The organism is Streptomyces sp. NPDC050703 (assembly GCF_040654435.1).
Taxonomy (GTDB): domain Bacteria; phylum Actinomycetota; class Actinomycetes; order Streptomycetales; family Streptomycetaceae; genus Streptomyces.
On sequence record NZ_JBFAHX010000026.1, the window covers coordinates 81,879 to 101,911 of the forward strand.

The window sequence follows — 20,033 nt, forward strand, 5'->3', positions numbered from 1 at the left end:
ACCGGCCCCCGGAGGTGGACCCCGTGACCGACCCCGCGCACGCGCCCTCACCCGACCCCGGACTCTTCGGGCCGGCCTCGGTGACCTGGCAGGTGCACTCCGACCCCATGATGTGGGTCGCCGGGATACGCGCCCTCTACCTCCAGGCCCTGCACCCGCGCGCCGTGCGCGGCGTCATGCAGAACAGCGACTTCCGCGCCGACGCCTGGGGGCGGCTGATGCGCACCGCCGGCTTCGTCGGGACCACCACCTACGGCACCACCGAGGCGGCGGAGAGCGCGGGCGCCCGGGTGCGGAAGATCCACGCGATGCTCACGGCCACCGACCCCGAGACGGGGGAGCGCTACGGGGTGGACGAGCCGGAGCTGCTGCTCTGGGTGCACTGCGCGGAGATCGACTCCTACCTCCACGTCGCGCGCAGGTCGGGGCTACGGATGCCGGACGCCCTCGCCGACCGGTATGTGCGCGAGCACCGCGAGAGCGCCCGGCTCGTCGGACTCGATCCGGCCGGTGTGCCCGGGTCCACGGCCGAGCTGCGGGCGTACTTCCGTGCCGTGCGGGGCGAGCTGGCCGCCGGTCCCGGCGCCCGTGCCGTGGACGGCTTCCTGCGGCGGCCGCCGGCACCGCCCCTCCTGGTCCCGGCCCGCTTCCTGCTCTGGCGGCACGTGGCCGGTCTCGCGTACGCCTCGCTGCCCCCGTACGCGCACGAGCTGTACGGCAGGACCGCCCCGCCGCCCGCCGCGGTGACGCGCCGCCTCGTCCGCACCGGCACCGCCCTGCGCACCGTCCCCAGCCGTCTGCGCTGGCAACTCCCGCCCAAGCACATCCTGCGCGCCATGGCCAGGCTCGGCCCCGGCAGCCGCCCCGCCCCGTACAAACTTCACAGACCAGAAGCCATACTGGACGGGCCGGGGAGGGCGCAGCGAGGCGACGGGGGCGACGGCGCGAGATGGCGGACACCAGGCTGATCCAGAGCCGCTACCGGCTCCTGGATCTGATCGGGCGCGGCGGCATGGGCGAGGTGTGGCGGGCGCGCGACGAGTCGCTCGGCCGCCAGGTCGCCGTCAAGTGCCTCAAGCCGATGGGGCCGCAGCACGACCACGCCTTCACCCGCGTCCTGCGCGAACGGTTCCGCCGCGAGGCCCGCGTCGCCGCCGCGCTCCAGCACCGCGGCGTCACCGTCGTCCACGACTTCGGCGAGTACGAGGGCGTGCTCTATCTGGTGATGGAGCTCCTCGAAGGGCGCAACCTCAGCCAGATCCTGGAGGACAACAAGCAGCACCCGCTGCCCGTCCCCGACGTCGTGGAGATCGCCGCCCAGGTCTCCGCGGCCCTCGCGTACACCCACGACCAGGGCATCGTGCACCGCGACCTGAAGCCCGCGAACATCATGCTGCTCACCGACGGCACGGTGAAGATCTGCGACTTCGGCATCGCGCGGCTCGGCGCCGACATCGGCTTCACCTCGCGCCTGACCGGCACGGGCATCGCGATGGGCACCCCGCACTACATGTCGCCCGAGCAGATCAGCGGCGACCCGGTCGACCAGCGCAGCGACCTGTACTCCCTCGGGTGCGTGCTCTACGAGATCGCCACCGGGGCCCCGCCGTTCGACCTGGAGGACGCCTGGGCCGTGCTCGTCGGGCACCGCGACACCGCACCCGCGCCGCTGCGCAGCCACCGCGGCGAACTCCCCGCGTTCCTCGACGACCTCGTCCTCGACCTGCTCGCCAAGGACGCGGCCGACCGGCCGCGGGACGCCCGCGACCTGAGCCGCCGCATCGCCGAGGGCCGCGCCACCCCCGCGCACGTCCCGACCGTCACCACGCCCCACCCGCGCCGCCACCACCCGCACGGCGCCGAGACCTCCCACGAGGCGCGGCTGCCCTCCTGGACGCGGGGCATGACCACCGGGATCAAGGCGGGCGGCGGCTCCGGGCCGCGCGGCGCCCCGCCCGACACGGCGGCGGGCCTGACCGGCGAGTGGATACCGCGGCCCGACGCGCGCAGAGCCGCCGCGCCCCGCGCGCCCGAGCGCCCCGCGCCACCGCCGGAACTGGTCGCCACACTGGCCGGGCGCCACAACGCGGGCCTCAGCCTGGGCAGGCTCGGGCGGTGGACCGAGGCGGGCGAGGTGCACCGCGCGGTCGCCGCCGAGCGCGAGCACGCCCTCGGGCCCGACCACCCCGACACGCTCGCCAGCCGGTACGAGATCGGCTTCACGCTCAGCCGCACCGGGTGGGCCGCCGACGCGCTGCGCGAGTACACCCGCGTGGCGCGGGGGCGGGAGCGCTCCCTCGGCGCCGAGCATCCCGACACGCTCGCCGCCCGCCAGGAGATGGCCTACGTGCTCGGGCAGCTCGGGCGGCACTTCGAGGCCCACCAGACGTACACCTCGGTGCTGGCGGTGCGGGAGCGGGTGGCGGGGCCCGACCACCCGGACACGCTGCGCTGCCGCCACAACCTCGCCTACAACCTCAGCCGCCTCGGCCGCCTGGAGGACTCCTACCGCCTGGCCGACGAGGTGGCGCAGGCCCGGGCGCGCGTCCTGGGCGCCACGCACCCCGACACGCTCGTCACGCGGTACGAGGTCGCGTACGCGCTCGGACAGCTGGGGCGCTGGCCCGAGGCGCTGCGGACCTACCGTGAGGTCGCCGACGCGCGGGTGCGGGCGCTCGGCGCCGACCACCCCGACACGCTCGCCGCCCGCTACGAGGTCGGCATCAGCCTCGGCAGGCTCGGCCGCAGCGGCGAGGCGCTCGACCTGTACCGCGCCCTGGTCGAGGACCGTACGCGCGTCAACGGCCCCGCCGATCCCGAGACGCTCAGGGCCCGCCACGGCCTCGGCGTGAACCTCGGACGGCTCGGCCGCTGGGAGGAGGCGCTCGCCGAGGCGCGGGACGTCTGCGCGGTCCGGGAGCGGGTCCTCGGCCCCGACCACCCGGACACGCTGGTCAGCCGGCGCGAGGTCGCGGTCGGCCTCGGCTGGCTCGGGCGCTGGCACGACGCCCTCACGGAGTACCGCGAGGTGGCCGCCGCCAGGGAGCGGGTCCTCGGCGCAGGCCACCCCGACGCCCTGGCCAGCCGCAACGACGAGGCACACTGCCTGGAACAGCTCGGCCGCGGCACCGAGGCCGTCGAGCTCTACCGCAGGGTGGCGGCGCTGCGGCAGCGGAGCGCCGCGGGCGGACTCCGGGACGGCCCCGGGTGACCCGATGCGGGACCGGTGTGCCGGGGCGCGGTCGCGCGGGGTCCCCGGCGGTGGTCCCCCGTGTTAGGAAGAGCCATGTCTGATCGCGATGTGTACGACGCCGTCATCGTCGGCGGTGGCCACAACGGTCTCGTCGCCGCCGCCTACCTCACCCGCGCCGGACGCTCCGTGCTGCTCCTCGAACGGCTCGGCGCCACCGGGGGCGCCGCCGTCTCCAGCAGGCCCTTCCCCGGAGTCGACGCACGGCTCTCGCGCTACTCGTACCTCGTCAGCCTCCTGCCGAAGAAGGTCGTGCGCGACCTCGACCTGGACTTCCGGGTGCGCACACGCACCGTCTCCTCCTACACCCCCACCGAGCGCGGCGGCCGTCCCACCGGCCTGCTCGTCGGCGGCGGCGAGGCCCGCACCCGGCGGGCCTTCACCCGGCTGACCGGCGACAGCAGGGAGTACGAGGCCTGGCGGGAGTTCCACGCGATGACGGGACGCCTCGCGGCCCGCGTCTTCCCCACACTCACCGAACCGCTGCCGACCCGGGAGGAGCTGCGCGCCCGCGTCGACGACGCCACCGCATGGCGCACGCTCTTCGAGGAGCCCGTCGGCACGGCGATCGAGGAGCGCTTCTCCGACGACCTGGTGCGCGGCGTCGTCCTCACCGACGCCCTGATCGGCACGTTCGCCGACGCGGGCGACCCCTCCCTGAAGCAGAACCGCTGCTTCCTCTACCACGTCATCGGCGGCGGGACCGGCGACTGGAACGTCCCCGTCGGCGGCATGGGCGCCCTCACCGACGCCCTCGCCGACTCCGCACGCGCCGCGGGAGCCGAACTGCGCACCGGCTGTGAGGCCACGCGGATCGCCACCGACGGGCGGCGCGCCGAGGTCACCTACCGGCAGGGCGACGAGGGCGAACGCACGGCCGCCGCCCGGCACGTCCTGGTCAACGCATCCCCGCAGGTCCTCGCCGCCCTCCTCGGCGACGAGCCGCCCGCGCCCGCCGAAGGCGCGCAGCTCAAGGTCAACATGCTGCTCAAGCGGCTGCCGAGGCTCCGCGACACCGCCGTCGACCCGGCGGAGGCGTTCGCGGGCACCTTCCACATCGCCGAGGGGTACGAGGAGCTGGCGACCGCCTACGCGCAGGCCGCCTCCGGTACGCCGCCCACCGCACCGCCCTCCGAGATCTACTGCCACTCCCTCACCGACCCGACGATCCTCGCCCCCGACCTCGCCGAACGCGGCTACCAGACCCTCACCCTGTTCGGCCTGCACACCCCCGCCCGGCTCTTCGCCGACGACAACGACGCCGTACGGGCCGGTCTCCTGGAGTCGACGCTCGCCCGGCTCGACGCGCACCTGGCAGAGCCGATCGCCGACTGCCTCGCACCGGACGCCGACGGGCGCCCCTGCGTCGAGGCGAAGACCCCGCTGGACCTGGAGCGCGACCTGCGGCTCCCCGGCGGCCACATCTTCCACGGCGACCTCGCCTTCCCCTACGCCCAGGAGGGCGCGGGGCGCTGGGGCGTGGAGACACGGCACGCGAACGTGTTCCTCTGCGGGGCGGGCGCGGTGCGCGGCGGCGGCGTCAGCGGCGTACCGGGACACAACGCCGCGATGGCCGCGCTGGGGGAGTGAGCGCCGAGCACGAGGGGGCGCGGCCCCGCTTGCGTCTCCCGTAGGGGGAGACATGAGGGTGGAGCCATGAACGGCGACACCGAACCACTTCCGGGGCCCGCCCCCCTCTACTCCATCGGCGAACTCGCCCGGCGCACCGGGCTCACCGTCAAGACCATCCGCTTCTGGTCCGACTCCGGGATCGTCACGCCGACGGAGCGCACCCGGGCGGGCTACCGGCGGTACGGCGTCGACGCCGTGGCCCGCCTCGACCTCGTGCGGACCCTGCGCGAGATCGGGCTCGACCTGCCGACCATCCGCAAGGTCGTGGACCGGGAGGTCCCCCTGGCCGACGTGGCGGCGGCACACGCCGAGGCACTGGACGTACAGATCCACGCCCTGCGGCTGCGGAAAGCCGTCCTGACCGCCGTGGCCAAGCGCGGCGCCGACCCCGAGGAGCTGGCCCTCATGCACCGTCTCGCGAAGCTGTCCGAGGACGAACGCCGCCGCCTGATCGACGACTTCCTCGGCACGGTCTTCGAAGGGCTCGACGACCACCCCGCGTTCGGCGCGGTCATCCGTTCCATGACCCCGGAGCTGCCCGACGACCCCACGGTGGAGCAGGTGCAGGCGTGGGTGGAGCTGGCCGAGCTGCTCCAGGACCCCGGCTTTCGCGCCAGCGTGCAGGGCATGGCGCGTGACCTCGCCGACGACCGGTCACCCGACGACGCCATGGGCCTGCCCCGCATCCTCGCCGAAGCCGTCCGCTCCCTGGCCGAACCGGCGCTGGCCGACGGCATCGGGCCGCACACGCCCCGGGCCGCCCGCGTCGCCGCGGCGCTCACGGCGCAGTACGCCCGCATCACCGGCCACCCCGACGACGCAGCCCTCCGCCTGCGCCTCGCCGCCCACCTCAAGACCATGAACGACCCCCGCAGGGACCGCTACCTCCGCCTCCTGGCGACCCTCAACGGCTGGCCGCCCCCGACCGACCTCGCCCCGGCCCTCACCTGGATCATCCAGGCCCTGCACGCCCCGGACACCGCGAGATGACCGCCGCGTCCCTGACGATGCATCAGAAAAGCCCTTCCGCCCTGAAGGGCCCTGCGGCATCCTGCGCCCATGCAGACGGAGTTGAGCAGGAGACTGGGAATCGAGCACGCCATCCTCGGGTTCACGCCGTTCCCCGCGGTGGCCGCCGCCATCAGCAGGGCGGGTGGGTTCGGGGTGCTCGGCGCGGTCCGCTACACGGCGCCCGACGAACTGGCCAGGGACCTCGACTGGATGCAGGACCACGTCGAAGGACGGCCGTACGGGCTCGACGTCGTCATGCCCGCCAAGAAGGTCGAGGGGGTGAGCGAGGCCGATGTGGAGGCCATGATCCCCGACGGGCACCGGCAGTTCGTCAGGGACGTCCTCGCCAAGCACGGCGTGCCCGAACTGGCCGAGGGCGAGGCGTCGGGGTGGCGGATCACGGGCTGGATGGAGCAGGTAGCCCGCAGCCAGCTCGACGTCGCCTTCGACTACCCGATCGCGCTCCTCGCCAACGCGCTCGGCTCACCCCCGGCCGACGTGATCCGGCGCGCCCACGACCGCGGCGTCCTCGTCGCCGCCCTCGCGGGCAGCGCACGGCACGCCCGCAAGCACGCGGAGGCGGGCATCGACATCGTGGTCGCCCAGGGGTACGAGGCGGGCGGCCACACCGGCGAGATCGCCTCCATGGTGCTCACCCCCGAGGTCGTCGACGCGGTCGCGCCACTGCCCGTACTGGCCGCGGGCGGCATCGGGAGCGGGCAGCAGATCGCCGCCGCGCTCGCGCTCGGCGCCCAGGGCGTCTGGCTCGGCTCCCTCTGGCTCACCACCACCGAGGCCGACCTGCACTCGCCCGCCCTCACGCGGAAGCTGCTCGCCGCGGGGTCCGGCGACACGGTCCGCTCCCGCGCCCTGACCGGCAAACCCGCCCGCCAGCTGCGCACGGAGTGGACCGAGGCGTGGGACGACCCGCGGGGCCCGGGCACCCTGCCCATGCCGCTCCAGGGGCTGCTCGTCGCCGAGGCCGTCTCGCGCATCCAGAGGTACGAGGTGCAGGAACTGCTCGGCACACCCGTGGGGCAGATCGTCGGCCGGATGAACAGCGAACGGGCCGTCCAGGACGTCTTCGACGACCTGACGCGCGGCTTCGAACAGGCCGTGGACCGCGTCCGCCGCATCGCGGGAAGGGGACGTCACGCATGAGCACACCGCCCGCCAGCACACCGCCCTCCAGCACACCCCCGAACGGCTTCTGGGCGCAGGCCGCCGCCGACCCCGGGCGCCACGTCCTCGTCGCCCCCGGCGGCGAGAAGTGGACGGCGGGCCGCCTGCACGCCGCCGTCAACCAGCTGGTCCACGGCCTGCGGGCAGCCGGCCTCGAACGCGGCGACGCCTTCGCCGTGGTCCTGCCCAACGGCGTCGAGTTCCTCACCGCCTACCTCGCCGCCTCCCAGGCCGGCCTCTACCTCGTCCCCGTCAACCACCACCTGGTCGGCCCGGAGATCGCCTGGATCGTCGCCGACTCCGGCGCCAAGGCGCTCATCGCGCACGAGCGGTTCGCCGGCGCGGCCACGGCGGCGGCCGACGAGGCCGCGCTCCCCGCGACCCACCGCTACGCCGTCGGCGACGTCCCCGGCTTCCGCCCCTACGCACAACTCCTCGCGGGACAGCCCGAATCGGCGCCCGCGGACCGCACCCTCGGCTGGGTCATGAACTACACGTCGGGCACCACGGGCCGCCCCCGCGGCATCCGCCGCCCGCTGCCCGGCAAGGCCCCCGAGGAGTCCTACCTCGGCGGCTTCCTCGGCATCTTCGGCATCAAGCCCTTCGACGGCAACGTCCACCTCGTCTGCTCGCCGCTCTACCACACCGCCGTGCTCCAGTTCGCGGGCGCGGCCCTGCACATCGGCCACCCACTGGTCCTGATGGACCGGTGGACACCCGAGGAGATGCTCCGCCTCGTCGACGCGCACCGCTGCACGCACACCCACATGGTGCCGACCCAGTTCCACCGCCTGCTCGCCCTGCCGGACGCGACGAGGGCGGCGTACGACGTGTCCTCGATGCGGCACGCCATCCACGGCGCCGCGCCCTGCCCCGAGCACGTGAAGCGGGCGATGATCGAGTGGTGGGGCGAGTGCGTCGAGGAGTACTACGCGGCCAGCGAGGGCGGCGGCGCCTTCGCCACCGCCCAGGAGTGGCTGAAGAAGCCCGGGACGGTCGGCAGGGCCTGGCCCATCAGCGAACTCGCCGTCCTCGACGACGAGGGGAACCGCCTCCCGCCCGGTGAACTGGGCACCGTCTACATGAAGATGTCCACCGGCGGATTCTCGTACCACAAGGACGAGGCGAAGACGGAGAAGAACCGCGTCGGTGACTTCTTCACCGTCGGCGACCTGGGCCTCCTCGACGAGGAGGGCTATCTCTTCCTGCGCGACCGCAAGATCGACATGATCATCTCGGGCGGCGTCAACATCTACCCCGCCGAGATCGAGTCGGCGCTCCTCACCCACCCCGCGGTCGCGGACGCCGCCGTCTTCGGCATCCCGCACGACGACTGGGGCGAGGAGGTCAAGGCCGTCGTCGAGGCCGCCGAAGGCAGCCGCGCGGACGACGCGCTCGCCGCCGACATCCTCGGCCACTGCGCACGCCTGCTGGCCGGCTACAAGCGGCCCAGGAGCGTCGACTTCATCGCGGCCATGCCACGCGACCCCAACGGCAAGCTGTACAAGCGGCGGCTGCGCGAACCGTACTGGGAGGGCCGCGAGCGCGCGGTGTGAGGAGGCGGGGGCGGGCCACAGCACGGGCCCGCCCCCTCGTGCTCAGCGGTGCTCGCGCACCGTCACCACCTTCAGCGCGGGATCGCCGAGGATGTCCTTCTCGCAGAAGCGGGACGTCACCCAGCGCTCCTTCGCGTACAGCCGCGTCTGGTCGCCGTAGTGCGGCGACTCCGGATTCGACGACTGGGAGTACGTCAGGAGCGTACGGGCCCGCGGGCAGCGCCCGTCGTCCCAGCCGACCGCCTGGACGTGGCTCGAACCGTGCGCGACCTCGGTGTAGCCGCGCCCCGCGTCCCAGACCGCCTCGACCTTGTTCCAGACGCCGAGCGACTCCGTGCCGCCGTGCACGGGGATGCGGTGCCTGCCGCGCACGACGTACTGGTGCTCGCCCAGCGGCGCGTCCAGGGCGATGCCCGCGGCGTCCAGCTCACGCACGGCGTCCGCGAGCGCGGTGGCGAAGCCCGGCACCGACGTGTCCAGGGTGTGGGGGGTGCGCACCGGGTCGGCCGCCGAGAACGGCACCTTCCACAGCCGGTCACCCGGCACGGCCGCCGTCAGCTTGCGCCAGAAGCGGTCGAAGAGCAGGGCGCCACGGCTTCCGGTGTCCATCCGGCGGTCCCAGCGGGCCAGGACCCGGCAGGCCTCGCGCACGTCCACGCGAACGCCGTCGCCGCCGGTCGCGGTCCCGCCGGGCAGCGCCGCACACGCCTTCGCCGCGTCGCCGGCGGCGAGATCGGCCGCGGGCACACGGTTGGCGAACTGCTGGCGCTGGAGGTCCCGTACCGTCAGATCGCCCTTCCGCGCCATCGCCGCCACGTCCTCGATGCCGCCGCGGGTGCGCAGCGAACGCTGGGTGCCGATGGTGCCGAAGACCCGCTCGTAGCCGGTGACCGGCCTGTCGGCGTTGGTCAGCCAGGCGCTGTCGTTGGAGTTCACCGCGTACGGGGCGTCCTTGAGGGTCGGTGCCTTCGCCGGGCCGAAGACGCCGGGCTGCACGGCGTCCTCGTCGGAGCCGAGCGCGCAGTCGCCCCGCGAGCCGTCGAGCACCGCGACGCCCGCGGCCGGGTACGTCGCCTTGCCGAGGGCCGTACTGCACCGCCGCGCCAGGTCGTCGGTGATCCGGGGGAGCACCTGGGACTGGCTGAGCAGCGAGTGGCCCCGTCGGTCGGCGGCGACGGTGTTCACCCACGGCAGCCCCTGCGTCTCGCGCAGTGCCTTGAGGACGCCCGCCGTGGAGCGGGCCCTGGCGAAGCCGAGGCCGGTGTCGGCGCCGCGCAGGTTGACCGCGTTCGGGTCGTTGAGCGCGTACGCCGTGGTGGAGGTCCAGGGCAGCGGGAGCTGGGCGCCGAGCCCGGTGACCACCGGGCCGTAGCGGGTCCAGAACTGGGTGCGGGTGACCGGGGCGCCGCCCTTGACGGCGACCCTGACCGTCCGCTTCGTCATCCTGTGCCGCTCGCCGTCCACCAGGTAGACGGTGGGGTCGGCCGGGTCCAGCGTCAGCTGGTGCACGTTGAAGGGGACGCCGGTGGCGACGGTGTGGCTCCACGCCACGTCGGCGTTGAAGCCGATGTTGACCTGGCTGGTGCCGAGCAGCGAACCGCCGGAGACGTTGAGCTCGCCCGGGATCGTCTGCTGCGACTGCCAGAAGCGGCGCCCGCCCTGCCAGGGGTAGTGCGGGTTGCCGAGCAGCAGCCCCTTGCCGCCGGCGGTGGTCCGGCCGCTGAAGGCGACGGCGTTGGAGCCCATGTCACCCCTCTCGGTGTTCCGCGGATCGAGCAGCTCACGGGCGGCGTCGGCGGCCCGCCGGGGATCGGGCGCCGCGGGAGCGGGCGCGCCGGCGGCCGGCGGCCTGGCGCCCGTGATCCCGTCGACGGCACGGCCCTGCCCGCCGAGCACCTGGACGGCGAAGCCGTGCCGCGCCACGTCCAGGGTGGTGATCGGCTTGACCCAGGAGGCCGTCGCGCAGGCGGGGTCGGTGACGCGGTTCTGCTTCAGCCAGGCGTTGTACCCCGCGGCGAAGCCCCGCATCAGGTCCTTGGCGTCGCGGCCGGCCCCCGCGGGCGCGGGCAGCTTCAGGAGCTTCTCGACCGTGCCGCTCTCGCGCACGCCGCGGAAGAACAGGTCGCTGCTCAGGTTGGTGGACGCGGAGGAGAGCGCGGAGCCGGGCGCGGCTTCGGCCCCGAAGTGCCGCGAGCGCTCGCCGCGCACGGTCACATAGCCGTCGGCGAGCGTGCACACCTGGTCGGCGGCCTGCGCCCAGCCCGTGCCGAAGCCGAGACCGGCGTAGTCGTCGGCGACTATGTGCGGTATGCCGTACTGCGTGTAGCGGATGGTGGCGTGCAGCCCGCCGTCCGAGGGGCGCGCGTCCCGGGTCACGGCACCCGCGCCGGCCGGCAGCAGGGCCACGGCCGTCAGCAGGGTGACCCCGACGGCGGAGAGGCGTCTCGTACGGGCGCGCGTGGCGCGAGGGGCGCGTGCGGCGCCCGTGGTGCGCGTGGTGCTCATGGTGCCTCCCAACATCGTTGAGGGAAGGAGCGGTTGAGCGTACCAAGCGGTATGTCATCTGTGCCCTCCCTTGACCGGGCAGGTGCGCGCCGCCCAGGATCACGCCATGACGGGTGCACGTGACAACACGGTCGACGGGGTCCTCAGCCGCAGCGCGCGGCGCACGCCACGGAGCCCGGCGCTCCACTACGGCGAGCGGTCCTGGACGTACGGGGAACTCGACGCGGCCGTGTCGCGTGCGGCCCATGTGCTGCGCGAGCAGGGCCTCGCCGCCGGCGACCGGGTCGGCGCCTACGCCCACAACTCCGACGCGTACCTGATCGGCTTCCTCGCCTGCGCGCGGGCGGGCCTGATCCATGTGCCGGTCAACCAGAACCTGACCGGCGACGACCTCGCGTACATCGTGGACCAGTCCGGCAGCTCCCTCGTCCTCGTCGACCCGGACCTGGCGGACCGGCTCCCGGCCGGGACGCGGACGCTGGCCCTGCGCGGCACGGACGACTCGCTGCTGGCCCGGCTCCCCGCGTCACCCGCGTACGAGGGGGAGGGTCCCGGCGGCAACGACCTGGCGCAGCTCCTCTACACCTCGGGCACGACGGCCCTGCCGAAGGGGGCCATGCTCACGCACCGGGCGCTGGTCCACGAGTACGCCAGCGCCATCGCGGCCCTCGACCTGAAGCCGGGCGACAAGCCCGTCCACTCGCTCCCGCTCTACCACTCGGCGCAGATGCACGTGTTCCTCCTGCCCTACCTCGCGGTCGGCGCCGAGAACACCGTCCTCGACGCCCCCGACCCCGGGCGCATCCTCGACCTCGTCGAGGCGGGCCGCGCCGACAGCCTCTTCGCGCCGCCCACGGTGTGGATCGGCCTCTCCCGCCACCCCGGCTTCGCCACCCGTGACCTCGGTGCCCTGCGCAAGGCCTACTACGGCGCGTCGATCATGCCCGTGCCCGTCCTTGAACGGCTGCGGTCCAGGCTCCCGGGGCTCGCCTTCTACAACTGCTTCGGGCAGAGCGAGATCGGCCCGCTCGCCGCCGTCCTCGGCCCCGACGAGCACGAGGGGCGCCTGGCCTCCTGCGGGCGTCCCGTCCTGTTCGTCGAGGCGCGCGTCGTCGACGAGGAGGGCAGGGAGGTGCCGGACGGCACGCGGGGCGAGGTCGTCTACCGCTCCCCGCAGCTGTGCGAGGGCTACTGGGAGAAGCCGGAGGAGACCGCGGAGGCCTTCCGCGACGGCTGGTTCCACTCCGGTGACCTCGCCGTACGCGACGCCGACGGCTACTTCACGGTCGTCGACCGCGTCAAGGACGTCATCAACTCCGGGGGAGTCCTCGTCGCCTCGCGCCAGGTCGAGGACGCGCTGTACGAGCACGAGGGCGTCGCGGAGGCGGCCGTCATCGGGCTGCCCGACGAGCGCTGGATCGAGGCGGTCACGGCGGTCGTCGTACGCAAGGGGCCCGCGGGCGAGGGCGAGGAGCTGACGGAAGCGGAGCTGATGGCCCACGCGCGCGACAGGCTCGCCCACTTCAAGGCGCCCAAGCGGGTCCTCTTCGTGGACGAACTGCCGCGCAACGCCAGCGGCAAGATCCTCAAGCGCGAGCTGCGGGACCGCTTCGCCGCCGACGGTGCCTGAGCCCGTCGTCCCTCCGGCACGTGCCGCCTCCGACGTCACGTGCCGCGTCCGAATCAGCCATCTTGCGCCGGGCGGACGCCTCTTCTCCGGGCTTTGCCTCGCTGGTCCGTTTTCCCTTGCGGCCATCGGTTGCAAGGTGAGGCCGACAGCGCGCTCCCGGGCGGCTCGGTGCGTGGCCGATTGTCGCGGGTCTCCACACCGCACCCACATCTTCTCCACCGCCCCGAACATGGGTTTTTCGCCAACGCCGCAACGGCGTGGCGTGCTTGACAGAGCCTCATGATCGTCTGGTGTTACGATCACGGGCACATGCCACGTGGGCTTTCTCCTCCTCGGCATGGCTACAGCCAAGGGGCTCTCCGGGTGGTGAAGACTGCCCACGCCGAGGGTCCGCATGGACAGATTCCGAGAGCTGGACTCCAGCCGCTCAAAGAGAGTCACATGACAATTTTGCAGGATCCGACGGTCTGGGCGCTTGCTGCCGGCGTCCCTGTCGCCACCACGGTCGTCGTTCGCCAGCGAAAAACGATCAAGGCGTTGCGCCGTCAGAAGCAGGGCCTCGAAAGCGATCTGACGGAACTCCAGGGCGACCGAGCCGACCTCCAGGCCACCATCGAAGAGCTCCGCAGGGGCTACGACGAGGTGGTCCGCCAGGCCAAGGAAGAGGCGGAGAACGCCACCAATACCGTACTGAAGTCCGCGATGCAGACCCTACAGGGCCTCGCGGCGGAGCAGCAGCGGGCGATCACCGGCCTGCAGAAGAAGTACGGCGATTCGGCCGTGCTGCGGGACCTGCTGGATGTCGACCACATGAACTCGCAGTTCAACCGTCGCGCGCAGTCCATCGCCGTGCTGTGCGGCGGATGGCTCGGCCGGCAGCGGGACGCGGCATCCGTCTACGACGTGATCCGCGGCGCCCAGGGCCGAATCCGGCACTACCAGCGCATCGACATCGCCTCGCGGGTGGACATCGCGGTGACCAGCCGCGCCGTCGAGCCGGTCGCGCTGACGGTGGCCGAACTCCTCGACAACGCCACCAGCTACTCGGCCCCCTCCTCCATGGTGGACGTCGAGGTGCGTACGGTGCCCAAGGGCATCTGCATCGTGATCGACGACGCGGGCGTCGGTATGAGCGAGGAGGAGAAGACGGCCGCCACGGCGCTGCTGGCCAGTGGCTCCGCGGTGAGCGTCTCCGAGCTGGGCAACCCTCCCGCGTTCGGTTTCGCGGTGATCGGCGCGCTGTGCGCGCGGTTCGGGTTCACGGTCACCATCGACAGCACTTCTCCCTACGGCGGCGTCCGAGCGGTGGTGATGGTGCCGAAGGAGTTGCTGACGGAGATGCCGGAGCCCGTGAGGCCCACAGCGGCCCGAGGAGCCGGCCCGGCCGCGGGGGGCAGCGGTCCGGCCCCCGCGGCGACAGCGGGCGGGCTGCCCCGGCGACAGAACAAGCGCCGCGCCATGGCACTCGTGCCGGACGACCGGTCCGACGAAGCGACCGCGCCGCCGGCCCGGTCGGCGGAGGCACGGGTGGCGGCCATGGACGCGTTTCAGCGCGGCACTCTCAGCGGCCGAAGTGCGGGGGTACCGGCCGCCGAACGCGACACTCCTGCCGATTCACACGAAGGATTCGATGCCCCGTGAGCGACGACCTGTCCTGGATGCTTGAGGACGCGCTGGCGATTCCCCACGCCCTCCACGCGGTCCTGATCTCCGCCGACGGCCTGCAGATGTCCCGTACCGCGGAGATCGGCAGGGACGACGCCGACAAGGTGGCAGCCGCCGTGAGCGGACTGCAGTCGCTCAGCCGGTCCGTCGGCTTCTTCTGCGGTGACGACGGCACGTCCTGGCGCCAGACGCTCATCGAGTTCGACGGTGGCTGGGTGTTCCTCAACGCCGCGGGAGGCGGCTCCTACCTCGCCGTGGCGGCGTCCGCCGAGGTCGACATGGGGGACATCACGTATCGGATGCAGCAGCTGGTCAGCCGACTGGGCAAGGCCATGTCGACCGGCCGCCGCACCGACGCGGTCACCTCATGACGGGGCCTGACCGCCCCGAGCTCGAAGTCGTCTCCGAGGCGGGGGAATTAGTCCGTCCCTACGTCATCACCCGTGGCCGCGACCTGCCCGACGAGGGCACGTTCGCCCTCATCACCCTCGTCACGACGGCCACCGATGAGCAGCAGCGCCCCCAGCGGCTCTCGCCCGAGGAGCAGCAGATCCTGGACATGTGCTCCAGCGGCTACCTCTCGGTCGCTGAGATCGGCGCACACGCCCAACTGCCTCTCGGCGTCGTCAAGGTGCTGCTCAGTTCCCTCGCCGAGGGGGGCTATCTGGTGACCCGTGCGCCGGTGCCCTCGGCCCGTCTCGCCAACAAGGCATTGCTTCAGGAGGTGCTCGATGGCCTCAAGGCTCTCTCTGTCTGAGGACGCCTACGTGCGCGGTGGCGCACAGCAGACCGCGGTGAAGATCCTGGTCGTCGGGCACTTCGCCGTCGGCAAGACCACCCTGATCGGCTCGCTGTCCGAGATCGCGCCGCTGTCCACCGAGGAGCAGATGACGAGCCTCTCGGAGAACGTCGACGACCTCAAGGGGGTCCAGGGCAAGACCACGACCACCGTCGCCCTGGACTTCGGCCGCCTGACCCTCAGCGAACGCATCGTGCTGTACCTGTTCGGGTCACCGGGCCAGCAGCGGTTCGTCAACCTCTGGGACGACATGGCCCGCGGGGCGCTGGGCGCCCTGGTCCTGGTGGACCCCGAGCGACTGGCCGACAGCTTCGAGGTCATGGACCTGGTCGAGAGCTACGGCCTCGACTTCGCCGTGGCCATCAACCAGTTCGACGGCGGCGCGTCACACACCCCGGAAGCGGTCCGGGAGGCGCTCGACCTGCTGCCCGACACCCCGGTCGTCACCATCGACGCGCGCGACAAAGCGTCGTCCGTCAACGCCCTGATCACCATGGTCCGCTATCTGCAGAAGCGCGCCGCCCTGGAGCACGCATGACAACCCCTCCCGTACCTCCGCCCGGCTGCCCCGCACACGGCAGCGGGCAGCGCATACCCCTCCACACCCCGGAGTTCGCCGCCGACCCGCACGCGTACTACCGCTACATGCACCGGCTCGGCCCCACGGCGCCGGTCACCATCGCGCCCGGCGTGGACGCCACCCTGGTGACCGACTACAGCGCGGCTCTGGAGCTGTTGCAGGACCCGACCACCTTCCGCAAGGACTCACGCCGCTGGCGCGCGCTGAACGAGGGCCACATCCGCCCCGACAGCCCGGTCCTGCCGCTGCTGTCCTACCGGCCGAACTGCATGTTCACCGACGGCGCCGAGCACGTGCGGCTGCGGCAGGCCATCACCGAGAGCCTGGCCCGCGTCAGCAACAGCCGGCTGAGCCGCATCGTCAACCAGGCCGCCCAGTTCCTCATCAACCAGTTCAGCGCCCGCGGCAGCGCCGACCTGCTCAGGGACTACGCGCAACAGCTCCCCCTGTACGTCTTCAACGAACTCTTCGGCTGCCCCGCGGAGATCGGCGACCGCGTCCTGTTCGGCATCTCCGGCATGTTCGACGGCGTCAACGCCGAGCAGGCCAGCCGGGTCCTGCTGGAGGCGGTCAACGAACTGGTGGCGCTCAAGCGCGCCCACCCCGGGGAGGACATCACGTCCTACCTGATGCAGCACCCCGCACAGCTGACCGACGAGGAACTGGCGCACACGCTGGTGCTGCTCCTCGGCGCGGGCGGCGAACCGGAGGGCAACCTCATCGGCAACGCCTTCTACACGATGCTGACCGTCGAGGAGTACGCGCGCAACGGGCAGTTCGACCGGGCCCTCGACGACACCCTGTGGCGCAACGCGCCCATGTCCAACTACGCGCCGCACTACCCGGTCGCCGACACGGACGTGGCCGGCGACAAGGTCCGCGCCGGTGAACTGGTCCTGGTGTCCTTCGGCGCCGCCAACACGGCGCTCGCGGACCAGGGGGCCGACACGCGCGGACACCTCGCCTGGAGCGCGGGACCGCACGCCTGCCCGTCCAAGGAACCGGCCAGGCTGATCGCCCTGACCGGCCTGGAGGCCCTGTTCAACGCGCTGCCCGACGTCGAACTCGCGGTCCCCGCGGACAGCCTCACCTGGCGGCCCGGCCCCTTCAACCGGGCCCTGGCCGCCCTGCCCGTCCGCTTCGGCGCGGTCACCCCGCGCCCCGCGGCGGAGCCCCAGCCGGCGGCCGCGCACCACCGCGACCGGGCGCACCCCGCCGCCGCGCCCGCGCCCGCGTCGGCACCGCAGCCCGCCGGCAAGCCGGGGCGCTGGAGCAGCTTCGTGAGGTGGCTGACGGGCGAGTGACCGGCGCACCCCCTGTGACGCAGGTGACACAGGCAGTTGTTGTAGCCTGCATGAAAGATCATCTACTGGGGTAGGACAGCGCGGAGTGTCTGGAGTGACACGAGATGAAGGAGTGGCAGTGGATCTCGCAACCTCCGCGCCCCGTTCTGCCGGCGACCGACCGGGCAAGCGGCGCACCACGTACAGCAGGAAGAACCCGTGCGGGTGCGGTGACCCCGACCAGGCGCCGGGGCGGATACCCGCCGCACACGGCCACGACGTGCGAGGCGCGCGATGACCCCCCTGCCGGAGGCCGGCATACCGGCGGCCTCGGCCGGTGAGACGACGCTCGGCGACCACGTGCTGGGCCAACTGCTGCGCCTCGGCGCCACGGTGGGCCTGAGCGGGGCGGACACCGCGGTGTACGGGCAGGCCCTGCTCGACTCCCTCGGAGACGCCGCCCGGCGGCCGTTGTCCCTGCCCCCGGCGTCATCCAGCTTCCTCTCCGACGACCACACCCCCGTCGAGTTCTCCCTCGCCTGCACGGCGGACGGCGCCCCGGCGCTGCGGGTGCTCGTGGAGCCGGGCTGGGCCCACGGCGACATGGGCGACAGCGGCCGCGCCGGACTCGATGCCATCCGCGCGATGGCCGCCCGGTGGAACTTCTCCACCGACCGGCTCGACTCCCTGGCGGACCTGTTCCTCCCCGCCGAGGCCGAGGGGCCCCTGTCCCTGTGGTACGCGCTCGACCTGCGCGCGGGAGGCGTCCCCGGCGTCAAGGTCTATCTCAACCCCTCCGCCGCCGGACCCGAGCACGCCGAACGCACCGTGCGGGAGGCGCTGCGCCGGCTCGGCTACGGCGGGGCCTTCGCGCACCTTCCTCCCGCGGCCGGCTACCCGTTCCTCGCGCTGGACCTCGGCGACTGGACGTCACCTCGCGTCAAGGTCTACGTGAAGCACTCGGGCATGTCGGCCGACGACGCCTGCGCGCTCAGCAGCGACTCCGGGGCCGCGGCGGCGGACGTCCGCTACTTCTTCCACGCGGCCGCCGGAGCCCTTCAGCCGTCCGGGCAGGAGGGGGACGGTACGCTGCGGCTCCTGCGGCGGTCCGGGCTCACCTGCCACTCCTTCACCGGAGGCGACAGCGCCCCGAGCGGCTTCACGCTCCACATCCCCGTCCGTGACTACGCGCGCGACGACGAGGAGGCCCTCGCCCGGGCGACCGCCCTGCTGACCCGGTTCGGCATGGACCCCTCGGTCCTGCGGGACAGCCTCAGCGCCCTCACGCGGCGACAGCTCACCGACGGTGTGGGGCTGATCGCCTACCTCGCTCTCGTGTACGAGCGAAACCGGCAGCCCCGCATCACCGCCTATCTGTCCTCCGAGGCCTACCTGACCCGGCCGCCGCAGGAGCAGTACGCGCAAGCCGGCCATGTGCCCGCTCAACGAACCCGGAACGCTCTGAACCCCGAGCGCAAGGCCGCCGGTCCTGCCGGACCGCACACCGCACAGAAGGAAGTCACGTGGAGCCGTACCGCATCAAAGTTGTAGAGCCGATCGCCTTCACCACCCGGGCGGAGCGCGAGGCCGCGCTGAAGAGGGTCGCCTACAACCCCTTCGACCTGCGTGCCGACGAGGTCACCATCGACCTGCTGAGCGACTCCGGAACCGGTGCCATCTCCGCGGACCAGCTCGCCGCGGGCATGCACGGCGACGAGTCCTACGCCGGCAGCCGCAGCTACTACCGGTGGCACGAGGTCGTCTCCGAACTCACCGGCTACCCCCACATCCTGCCGGCACACCAGGGCCGCGCCGCCGAGCGCATCCTGTTCTCCGCGCTGCTCAGACCCGGCACGAGCGTGCTGTCGAACACCCACTTCGACACCACCCGCGCCAACGTCGAACTGACCGGCTGCCAGGCCTACGACCTGCCCTGCGCCGAGGCGAAGGACCTGGACAGCGACTACCCGTTCAAGGGCGACATCGACCTGATCGCCCTTGAGCAGGCGCTGGAGAACGCGCCACAGGCGCCCGTGGCGGCCGTCCTGATGACCATCACCAACAACGGCGGCGGTGGCCAGCCCGTCAGCATGGAGAACCTGCGCCGGACCGCCGACCTGTGCCGCCGCCACGGCGTGCCGATGATCCTGGACGCCGCGCGCTTCGCGGAGAACGCCTGGCTGGTGACCCAGCGCGAGCCCGGCTACGCAGGCCGGACCCCCCGCCAGGTCGCCGAGGAGGCCTTCCGCCTCGCGGACGGCTGCGTCATGAGCGCGAAGAAGGACGGCATCGTCCACATCGGCGGCTTCATCGGCCTGAAGGACCCCGAGCTCGCCGAGAAGTGCGCCGGTCTGCTCATTGCCACCGAGGGGTTCACCACCTACGGCGGCCTCGCGGGCCGTGACCTCGAAATGATGACCCGCGGCCTCCTGGAGGTCACCGAGCCGGCCTACCTCGCCGAACGCGCCGACATAGCCGCCTACCTCGCCGCACGCATCCGCGAGGCCGGGGTCGACATCGTGGAGCCGGCGGGCCTGCACGCCCTCTACGTCAACGCCGGGCGGCTGCTGCCCCACATCCCCCCGCACCAGTACCCGGGCACCGCGCTGGTCTGCGAGCTCTACCTGCGCGGCGGCATCCGCTCGGCCGAGCTGGGCAGCCTGTACCTCGGGGAAGAGGACGAGCACGGCAACTCCGTCAAGACCGCGCCCTTCGAACTCGTGCGGCTGGCGCTTCCCCGACGGGTCTACACCCGGAGCCACTACGACCACGTCGCCGCCACCCTGGCGGACATAGCCAAGAACCCCGAATCGGTGCGGGGCTACCGCATCGTGGGCCAGTCACCGATCCTCCGCCACTTCAGCATCAAGCTGGAGCCCGTGTCCGGCGGCTGACCACCGCTCGTCGCCGCGGGGCCGACCGACGGCGCCGGTTCCCCCC

At 72.9% G+C, this 20,033-nt stretch carries 15 protein-coding genes; 14 read left to right on the top strand and 1 reads right to left on the bottom strand.

Features of this window, described 5'->3' with window-relative positions:
- The first annotated feature begins 23 nt into the window (after positions 1-23).
- The 6 genes from AB0I16_RS23380 (at position 24) to AB0I16_RS23405 (ending at position 8,631) form a co-directional block, all read left to right on the top strand.
- Complete coding sequence (locus AB0I16_RS23380) at positions 24-968, top strand: oxygenase MpaB family protein (protein ID WP_363251438.1); 945 nt, start codon at positions 24-26, stop codon at positions 966-968.
- Positions 950-3,211 carry a serine/threonine-protein kinase gene (locus tag AB0I16_RS23385; protein ID WP_363251439.1) on the top strand — a complete coding sequence of 754 codons (2,262 nt, stop codon included), beginning with the start codon at positions 950-952 and terminating at the stop codon, positions 3,209-3,211. Before AB0I16_RS23380 ends, AB0I16_RS23385 begins: the two co-directional genes overlap by 19 nt.
- A 75-nt stretch (positions 3,212-3,286) precedes the next feature.
- A complete protein-coding gene (locus tag AB0I16_RS23390; RefSeq protein ID WP_363251440.1) occupies positions 3,287-4,840 on the top strand; it encodes an NAD(P)/FAD-dependent oxidoreductase in 1,554 nt (517 codons plus the stop codon).
- 66 nt (positions 4,841-4,906) lie between these two features.
- The gene (locus AB0I16_RS23395) at positions 4,907-5,872 is read left to right on the top strand and encodes a MerR family transcriptional regulator (RefSeq protein ID WP_363251441.1); all 966 of its coding nucleotides are present in this window, start codon (positions 4,907-4,909) and stop codon (positions 5,870-5,872) included.
- A 69-nt stretch (positions 5,873-5,941) separates the two neighbouring features.
- Positions 5,942-7,054 carry a nitronate monooxygenase family protein gene (locus AB0I16_RS23400; RefSeq protein ID WP_363251442.1) on the top strand — a complete coding sequence of 371 codons (1,113 nt, stop codon included), beginning with the start codon at positions 5,942-5,944 and terminating at the stop codon, positions 7,052-7,054.
- Complete coding sequence (locus tag AB0I16_RS23405) at positions 7,051-8,631, top strand: acyl-CoA synthetase (RefSeq protein WP_363251443.1); 1,581 nt, start codon at positions 7,051-7,053, stop codon at positions 8,629-8,631. Before AB0I16_RS23400 ends, AB0I16_RS23405 begins: the two co-directional genes overlap by 4 nt.
- 42 nt (positions 8,632-8,673) lie before the next feature.
- Here the strand turns inward: AB0I16_RS23405 and AB0I16_RS23410 are convergent, their stop codons facing one another.
- Positions 8,674-11,136: a penicillin acylase family protein gene (locus AB0I16_RS23410; RefSeq protein ID WP_363251444.1), complete on the bottom strand. Its 2,463-nt coding sequence runs from the start codon at positions 11,134-11,136 to the stop codon at positions 8,674-8,676.
- 106 nt (positions 11,137-11,242) lie between these two features.
- Between AB0I16_RS23410 and AB0I16_RS23415 the strand changes: the two genes are divergently transcribed.
- The 8 genes from AB0I16_RS23415 to AB0I16_RS23450 all read left to right on the top strand — a co-directional run bounded on the left by AB0I16_RS23415 (position 11,243) and on the right by AB0I16_RS23450 (position 19,987).
- Positions 11,243-12,766, top strand: coding sequence for an acyl-CoA synthetase (locus tag AB0I16_RS23415; RefSeq protein ID WP_363251445.1), 1,524 nt, complete (start codon positions 11,243-11,245; stop codon positions 12,764-12,766).
- Between the two features lie 441 nt (positions 12,767-13,207).
- Positions 13,208-14,407, top strand: coding sequence for an ATP-binding protein (locus AB0I16_RS23420; RefSeq protein WP_363251465.1), 1,200 nt, complete (start codon positions 13,208-13,210; stop codon positions 14,405-14,407).
- Positions 14,404-14,802, top strand: a complete 399-nt coding sequence (locus AB0I16_RS23425) for a roadblock/LC7 domain-containing protein (RefSeq protein ID WP_363251446.1) — start codon at positions 14,404-14,406, stop codon at positions 14,800-14,802. Before AB0I16_RS23420 ends, AB0I16_RS23425 begins: the two co-directional genes overlap by 4 nt.
- The gene (locus AB0I16_RS23430) at positions 14,799-15,188 is read left to right on the top strand and encodes a DUF742 domain-containing protein (protein WP_363251447.1); all 390 of its coding nucleotides are present in this window, start codon (positions 14,799-14,801) and stop codon (positions 15,186-15,188) included. Before AB0I16_RS23425 ends, AB0I16_RS23430 begins: the two co-directional genes overlap by 4 nt.
- Entirely contained in the window at positions 15,163-15,768 is a 606-nt protein-coding gene (locus AB0I16_RS23435; RefSeq protein ID WP_363251448.1) for an ATP/GTP-binding protein, read from the top strand. The genes AB0I16_RS23430 and AB0I16_RS23435 overlap by 26 nt, the downstream gene beginning before the upstream one ends.
- The gene (locus tag AB0I16_RS23440; RefSeq protein WP_363251450.1) at positions 15,765-17,114 is read left to right on the top strand and encodes a cytochrome P450; all 1,350 of its coding nucleotides are present in this window, start codon (positions 15,765-15,767) and stop codon (positions 17,112-17,114) included. The genes AB0I16_RS23435 and AB0I16_RS23440 overlap by 4 nt, the downstream gene beginning before the upstream one ends.
- Before the next feature lie 273 nt (positions 17,115-17,387).
- The gene (locus tag AB0I16_RS23445) at positions 17,388-18,644 is read left to right on the top strand and encodes a tryptophan dimethylallyltransferase family protein (RefSeq protein WP_363251451.1); all 1,257 of its coding nucleotides are present in this window, start codon (positions 17,388-17,390) and stop codon (positions 18,642-18,644) included.
- Positions 18,617-19,987: a tryptophanase gene (locus AB0I16_RS23450; RefSeq protein WP_363251452.1), complete on the top strand. Its 1,371-nt coding sequence runs from the start codon at positions 18,617-18,619 to the stop codon at positions 19,985-19,987. Before AB0I16_RS23445 ends, AB0I16_RS23450 begins: the two co-directional genes overlap by 28 nt.
- The last annotated feature ends 46 nt before the right edge of the window (positions 19,988-20,033 follow it).